We start from the raw sequence: 6,820 nt of genomic DNA, 5'->3' as shown, positions 1-6,820 counted from the left end.
CCGCCGGTGCGGCGCATCGACGGCGCCTACGGCGACCGCAACCTGGTCTGCTCGTGCCCCCCGGTGGAGGCCTTCGCGTAAGTCCGCCCGGTCAGCCGAAACGCTCGACGATCGCCGCGGCGATCTGATCGGGCGCGTCCTCCTGGATGAAGTGCTTGGCGTCGGGCAGTTCGACCAGGACGTGGTCGGGGAAGGTCGCCCGCATCCGGGGCAGGGTCGGGCCGGGCCGGAAGGCGAAGTCCTTCATGCCCCAGACGAACAGGGCGGGTTTGGCGCCGAGCGTCGCGGGCACGTCGCGGGCGAGGCGCGCCAGCAGGGGTTCGGCGGCCAGGATCTGCCTGGGCATCTCGGCGACGCCCCTGCGCGCGTCGGGGCTGGGCTGCACGGCGCGGTAGTGCTCCATCACCGCCTCGCTCGGGCGATGCCGGGTGCCGGCGGGAACGAGTCGCTCGACGAAGAAGTTGCGGCGCAGGATCGCGTACTGCAGCGGCGGGCTGGACATCACCCGGCTGAACACCTTGGTCGTGAACACGTCGGTGGGCCAGAACCAGGTGTTGCCCAGGATGACGCCGCGCACCCGCTCGGCCCGCTCCACCGCGACCGCCATGCTGATCGGGCCGCCCCAGTCCTGGCCCATCGTCAGGTAGCCCTCCAACTCCAGGTGGTCGACGAACTCGCCGAGCACCCGGGCGTGCTCCTCGATGGTGTATCCGAACGCCGCGGGCCGATCCGATAGCCCGAACCCCAGGTAATCCGGTGCGATGCAGCGGAACCGGTCCCGCAGCGCGATGACGATGTTGCGATACAGGAAGCTCCAGGTTGGGTTGCCATGCCACAACACAAGCGGGGGCCCTGAGCCCTCGTCGATGTAGTGCAGCCGGCCCCGCGAGCTGTCGAACCAGCACGACTGGAACGGGTAGAGCCGTGGGTCGGGCGTGAAATCGATGCTCATGGCGCTCCTTCGCTCGCGCCCATGATGCTAGGCCCCGAGTGCGACATCAGCCGGGCCGCAGCGGACGTCAGTACCGGCCGAAGGCGAGGGCGACGTTGTGCCCGCCGAACCCGAACGAATTGTTGATGGCGTATCGGAAATTGCCGCGCCGTGGATTGCCCGACACCACGTCCAAATCGATTTCCGGGTCCAGGTTTTGCAGATTCAGCGTCGGCGGAACGATCTGATCGCGCAACGCCAGCACGGTCAGGATCGACTCCACCGCGCCCACCGCGCCGACGGAATGCCCCAGCGCGGACTTCGGCGCGTACACCGCGGGCCTGTTGTTGCCCAACGCGTTGTTGATGGCCTTGGCCTCGGCCAGGTCACCGATCTGCGTCCCGGTGGCGTGGGCGTTGACGTGGTCGATGTCGTCGGGCGTGAGACCCGCGAGCTGGATGGCGCGGGTCATCGCCTGGCCGGCCCGGCTCCCGCTCGGGTCGGGCGCCACCATGTGGTAGCCGTCGGACGTCACCCCGGCCCCCCGCCCCCGTGCGGGATGCAGAACGTCTTGTGCAGGTTCAGGTGGCTCACGTCGCCGCCGAACTTCCCGGGCCGGGCCAGGCCGACCAGCGCGTTGAGGTTCGCCCCGTCCACGTAGACCTGGCCCCCGGCGTCGTGGACGGCCGCGCAGATCTCGGCTATGTCGTGCTCGTAGACGCCGTGGGTGGACGGATAGGTGATCATCAGCGTCGACAACTCGTCGCCGTGCTGGGTGACCTTGGCGCGCAAATCGTCGAGGTCGACGTCGCCGTTGTCGTGGCAGGCGACCACGACCACCCGCATGCCGGCGAGCGCCGCCGACGCCGCGTTGGTGCCGTGCGCGCTGGACGGGATCAGGCAGATGTTGCGGTGCGGTTCGCCCCGGCTGGCGTGATAGTCGTGGATGGCCAGCAGGCCGGCGTACTCGCCCTGCGAGCCGGCGTTGGGCTGCAGGGACACCGCGTCGTAACCGGTGATGTGCACCAGCCAGGTCTGAAGGTCACTGATCAGCCGACGCAGTCCCGGGGTGTCCGAGGCCGGCGCGAACGGATGCTGGCGGGCGAATTCCGGCCAGGTGATCGGCTCCATCTCGGCGGCGGCGTTGAGCTTCATGGTGCACGAGCCGAGCGGAATCATGCTGCGGTCCAATGCGATATCTTTATCCGCCAGCGTGCGCAGATAGCGCATCATCGCCGTCTCGGTGCGGTACTGCGTGAACGCGGGGTGGGTGAGGAACTGCGAGGTGCGGGTCGCGATATCACTGCCGAGTGGCTCGGCGGCCGGCACGCCGAAGGCTTCCCGCACCGCGGCCACGTGGGCCTCCGTGGTGGCTTCGTCGCAGGCCACCGACACGTGATCGGCGTCAACGCGCCACAGGTTGACGCCCTTCGCCTTCGCCGCGGACACCACCTCGTCGGAGCGTCCCGGAACCCGCGCCAGCACGGTGTCGAAGAAGGTGTCGTGCACCAGCGCGTCGCCGAGCGCCGCGGCGATGGCCCCGGCGTGGCCGTGCACGCGGCGGGCGATCGCGGTCAGCCCGTCGGCGCCGTGGTAGCTGGCGTACATCGCGGCCATCACGGCGAGCAGCACCTGTGCGGTGCAGATGTTGCTGGTCGCCTTGTCGCGGCGGATGTGCTGCTCGCGGGTCTGCAACGCCAGCCGGTAGGCCGGTGACCCGTCGGCGTCCAGCGAGACGCCCACCAGCCGACCCGGCAGCTGGCGGGCGTGCTTGGCGTGCACCGACAGGTATCCGGCGTGGGGGCCGCCGAATCCCATTGGCACGCCGAACCGTTGGGTCGTTCCGAACGCGACGTCGGCGCCGATGTCGCCCGGCGGGGTGATCAGCGTGCACGCCAGCAGGTCGGCGCCGATCGCGATCAGCGCGCCACGGTCGTGGGCCTGCTCCACCACGGCCGCCCAGTCGGTGATCCGGCCGCTGGCCCCGGGTAGCTGGGTGATCACGCCGAAGAAGTCACCGTCGGGAAGGCCATCGCTCAGGTCGGCGGTGACGATCTCGATGCCCAACGGCGCAGCCCGCGTGGCCAAGACGGCCGCCGTCTGGGCGAACAGATCGGCGTCGACGGCAAGCCGGTTCGAGCTACCACGGGTCGCGCGGTGCATCAGCGTCATGGCCTCGGCGGCGGCGGTGCCCTCGTCGAGCATCGACGCGTTGGCGACTTCCAGCCCGGTCAAATCGGCCACCATCGTCTGGAAATTCAGGAGCGCCTCCAGCCGGCCCTGGCTGATCTCCGGCTGGTACGGGGTGTAGGCGGTGTACCAGGCCGGGTTTTCCAGCACGTTGCGCAGCAGCACCGGCGGGGTGAGCGTGTCGTAATAGCCCTGCCCGATCATCGAGACGGCCACCGTGTTGGCCTCCGCGAGCGCCCGCAGCTCGGCCAGCGCCTCGGCCTCGGTGACGGCCGGGGGCAACTCATCCAGACCCGGTGCCGCGCCGCCGCCGGTGAGCTTGTCGAGGATGCCCGCGGGGACGGCCTTGGCGGCCAGTTCATTCAGCGAATCGACACCGATGACGGACAGCATCGTTGCGACGGCTTTGCCATCCGGGCCGATGTGCCGGGCTGCGAAGGTTGATTGGTCGGGCACTGGCGAACTCCTGGCTGTGGCATCGACAAAGGCAGAGGACAAGCGGCCCTCTCCCTCTGTCTTCACCCGTTCGCCGGGCGCCTGAGAGATTCGGCGCGAGATGCTGCCTCGCGCCTTTCCCCATCGGCGGGTGCCGACCGCCGGGGCCGGCACCGCTTTCCAGAGGCATCGTTAACCCGCGCGGTCCGGGTGCCTGAGAGGTTAGCGGAGAGGTGTTGCTCCTTCGGCGTCCGTGACTGGCCGTCACGAAACTCTCCCGCACGAGTGCGATGCGTCGTCCAGTTTACCCGGCCCGGGTCAATTCGCCGCGAGCGTGCGTGTCTGTACCGCGACACGCCGCAAAGCGTGTACGGCAGCGCACGTTCGCGCACAGGGGCGGCGCGGGCGCGGTTAACCGATCTTGCGGTCGCGGTGCTTGCGGCGCGAGGCCAGCTCGTCTTCCGGGGCGGCGATCGACTCGCCCCCGTCGGCGCGCTCCCCGGGGAAGTCGGCGATGACACCGGTCAGCTCCCGCATGGCGCCCGACACGGCGATGCCGAACACGCCCTGCCCGCCCTGCAGGAGGTCGACGACCTCTTCGGCCGACGTGCACTCGTAAACCGTGGTGCCGTCGGAGAACAACGTGATGTTGGCCAGGTCCTGGACGCCGCGCTGACGCAGGTGATCGACGGCAACCCTGATGTTGTGCAGCGAGATTCCGGTGTCGAGAAGCCGCTTGACGATCTTGAGCACCAGGATGTCTTTGAACGAGTAGAGCCGCTGGCTGCCGGAGCCCGCCGCGCTGCGGATCGACGGCACCACCAGCGAGGTGCGCGCCCAGTAGTCCAACTGCCGGTAGGTGATTCCGGCGATCTGGCAGGCGCTGGGGCCGCGGTAGCCGACGAGCTCGTCCGGCACGGAGTCGTCGGGAAACAGTCCGGGCTGCACGGGCGCTTCCGGCGCGGCGGTCGCGTGGTCAGCTAGGTCCAGCTGTTCTTGGCGTGGCTGCTCGCTCACGGTGCTTCCTCTCGCCGATCGCGCTTTCGTTTCCAGCTGCGTACTGGCTGCGTCGCAGCCACGTTTGCTCAGGCCCGAGTGCTAGAGAGCTTACGCTGTTCGATAGCTACCGCGCCCTTAAGTCGTGATCAAAGTATGGCTGCCGCCGGGCAAAGTGAGGGCGCTATCCGCCAGGCGTGTCGACATCCCGGGGGCAAGTGAGACGGATCCGTGATGTCGGTGTCCAGGGTAGTACCCGCCGACGGGGTTCGCGAAGCCGCTGGAAGGGGCCGGAAAGGCGTTACGTGGCCTTGAAATCGTCGGGCGAGACGCTGTCGAGAAACTCCTTGAACTTCTCCACCTCGTCCTCGCGGACGGCAGTGCCGCCCTCTTCGTCGGTCTCGTCGGGGATGAGCAGACCGGCCTGGGCCAGCACGGCCTCCTCGACGTAGATCGGGACGCCGACGCGCAGCGCTATCGCGACCGAATCCGAGGGCCGCGCCGACACCGTGATGTTGCGGTCGAAGACCAGGTCGGCGTAGAAGGTGCCCTCCTGAAGGTCGACGATCCGCACCTCTTTCAGCGAATGGCCAAGCGCGGCAATGACATCCCTGATCAGATCGTGCGTCAGCGGACGCGGCGGCTCGACGCCCTGCTGCTCGAGGGCGATGGCGGCAGCCTCCGATTGGCCAATCCAGATCGGCAGGTATCGGTCGCCGTCGGTTTCGCGCAGTAACAGGACCGGCTGGTTCTGCGGCTGCTCAACGCGAATGCCGACAACACGAACTTCACCCATTTGTGTCTGCCCTCCGCATATGCTGCCGTGTCGGTTCTTGGCGCAACGGCGACGCCGAATTTCCGCTGAGCCGCTGAAAACCAAGCTATCGACGAAGTCTAGTCCTCAGCGATGCAGAACGTCGCGAACGGCGGATTTGATCAGCGACGTGTGCAACGTGATGGCGAGGGCCGCCACCTCTCGCGCCAGGTCGTCGGCGCGGTCCCGCGCTCCGGTCTTGCCGGCTTTGACTATCGGCCCGGCGATTTGGGCGATCAGGTCCGACTGCCGGTCCGCCGCCGAGCGAAACGCCCGCAGGTGTCGCGGCTCGACACCGTATTCCGACAGCGCCCGCGCGCATTGCAGGATCACGACGGCGTGTTCGTCGAAGAAGCCGCCCGGGCCGGTGGTGATAACCCCCGCCTTGAGCAGCGCCGTCAACAGGTCCTCACCCACCCCCGAACGCTCCAGCAGGTCTTCCCGGCTCAACCGGATGCTCGATGGCGCGACCGCGGCGGTGTCCGATCCGGCCCCGGTGTCCGGCTCGGCGGCGGTCTCCCCGACGCCCGCCACGGACACCAGACGTGGGGCGGCGTAGGGCGAGCCGAAGGGCGGCAGCTCGCCATCGGGCTGCGCGTCCAATTGCGCCCGGATGACCTTGAGCGGCAGGTAATGATCGCGCTGCGCGGTGAGGATGAACCGCAGCCGGGCGCAGTCGTAAGCGGTGAATCTCCGATAGCCCGACGCGGCGCGCTGTGGCGTCACCAGTCCTTCGGCCTCCAAGAAGCGAATCTTGGAGATCGTGACATCGGGAAAGTCCGGCCTCAACAGTTCCAGGACCGCCCCAATCGACATCCCGGCCAGTGCCGGGCTATCGGGTGCGCTCACTAGCCTCCGGATCCTCCGTCCTCACCCTGCTTGGGCCCGGTCAAAAACACCAAGCGGAACTTGCCGATCTGCACCTCGTCGCCGTTGGCGAGCACCGCCGAGTCGACGGGCTCCCGGTTGACGTAGGTGCCATTCAGGCTACCGACATCCACCACGTTGAATTCGTTGTTTTCCAACCTGAATTCGGCGTGTCGGCGGCTGACGGTGACATCGTCGAGGAAGATGTCGCTGTCGGGATGCCGACCGGCGGACGTGATGGGCTGATCGAGCAGGAAGCGTGACCCGGCGTTCGGTCCCCGTTTGACGACCAGCAGCGCCGAACCGGCCGGCAGGCCCTCCACCCCGGAAACCGCGCTCTCGGTGCCCGCCTGCGCGGGCGCATCGAGTTCGTTGAGGAAGTCGGCGCGGAAGACCGAAGTCGTCTCCACCGTGACTTCGTCAGAGGTCTGGTCGTTGTCCATGTCCGTCACGCGCTGCTCCTCACTGGCCGCTGTGGCGTTGTCTGACCGGGCCGCTCGGCCGGCTGCTCACTGGGTTTACTGGCCCGGCACTGCCGATTGCTAAGACTGCTGCCTTCAAGTGTCGATCTGTCGACGGTACCGCGC

General features: G+C 68.1%; 6 protein-coding genes, 2 pseudogenes and 1 riboswitch. Of the genes and pseudogenes, 1 reads left to right on the top strand and 7 read right to left on the bottom strand.

Annotation, left to right across the window (positions count from 1 at the left end; genetic code table 11):
- Positions 1-81, top strand: an 81-nt coding sequence (locus A9X03_RS30835; protein ID WP_369827052.1) for a hypothetical protein, incomplete at its 5' end; no start/stop codon positions are given.
- Positions 82-91: 10 nt separating this feature from the next.
- Here A9X03_RS30835 and A9X03_RS12500 read toward each other — a convergent pair.
- The 7 genes and pseudogenes from A9X03_RS12500 to garA all read right to left on the bottom strand — a co-directional run bounded on the left by A9X03_RS12500 (position 92) and on the right by garA (position 6,676).
- On the bottom strand, positions 92-952 hold the full coding sequence (locus A9X03_RS12500) for a haloalkane dehalogenase (RefSeq protein WP_068261291.1): 861 nt from the start codon (positions 950-952) through the stop codon (positions 92-94).
- A 67-nt stretch (positions 953-1,019) separates the two neighbouring features.
- Positions 1,020-1,487 (bottom strand): annotated as a pseudogene (gene kasB, locus A9X03_RS12495) (3-oxoacyl-ACP synthase KasB); the annotation flags it as partial.
- Positions 1,466-3,577 (bottom strand): annotated as a pseudogene (gcvP, locus tag A9X03_RS12490) (aminomethyl-transferring glycine dehydrogenase); the annotation flags it as partial. The pseudogenes kasB and gcvP, both read right to left, overlap by 22 nt.
- Before the next feature lie 171 nt (positions 3,578-3,748).
- Positions 3,749-3,846: riboswitch (glycine riboswitch) on the bottom strand.
- Between the two features lie 121 nt (positions 3,847-3,967).
- On the bottom strand, positions 3,968-4,573 hold the full coding sequence (locus A9X03_RS12485; RefSeq protein ID WP_067757112.1) for a MerR family transcriptional regulator: 606 nt from the start codon (positions 4,571-4,573) through the stop codon (positions 3,968-3,970).
- A gap of 280 nt (positions 4,574-4,853) precedes the next feature.
- The gene (locus A9X03_RS12480; RefSeq protein WP_046184273.1) at positions 4,854-5,348 is read right to left on the bottom strand and encodes a bifunctional nuclease family protein; all 495 of its coding nucleotides are present in this window, start codon (positions 5,346-5,348) and stop codon (positions 4,854-4,856) included.
- A 105-nt stretch (positions 5,349-5,453) separates the two neighbouring features.
- Entirely contained in the window at positions 5,454-6,215 is a 762-nt protein-coding gene (locus A9X03_RS12475; protein WP_067757115.1) for a MerR family transcriptional regulator, read from the bottom strand.
- Positions 6,215-6,676 carry a glycogen accumulation regulator GarA gene (gene garA, locus A9X03_RS12470; protein WP_276038948.1) on the bottom strand — a complete coding sequence of 154 codons (462 nt, stop codon included), beginning with the start codon at positions 6,674-6,676 and terminating at the stop codon, positions 6,215-6,217. Before garA ends, A9X03_RS12475 begins: the two co-directional genes overlap by 1 nt.
- Between the last annotated feature and the right edge of the window lie 144 nt (positions 6,677-6,820).

It is taken from the genome of Mycobacterium sp. E1715 (genome assembly GCF_001667625.1).
In the GTDB taxonomy this organism is placed as follows: Bacteria; Actinomycetota; Actinomycetes; order Mycobacteriales; family Mycobacteriaceae; genus Mycobacterium.
Note: the sequence above shows the minus strand (reverse complement) of the source record. Positions and strands in the feature narration are given on the sequence as shown.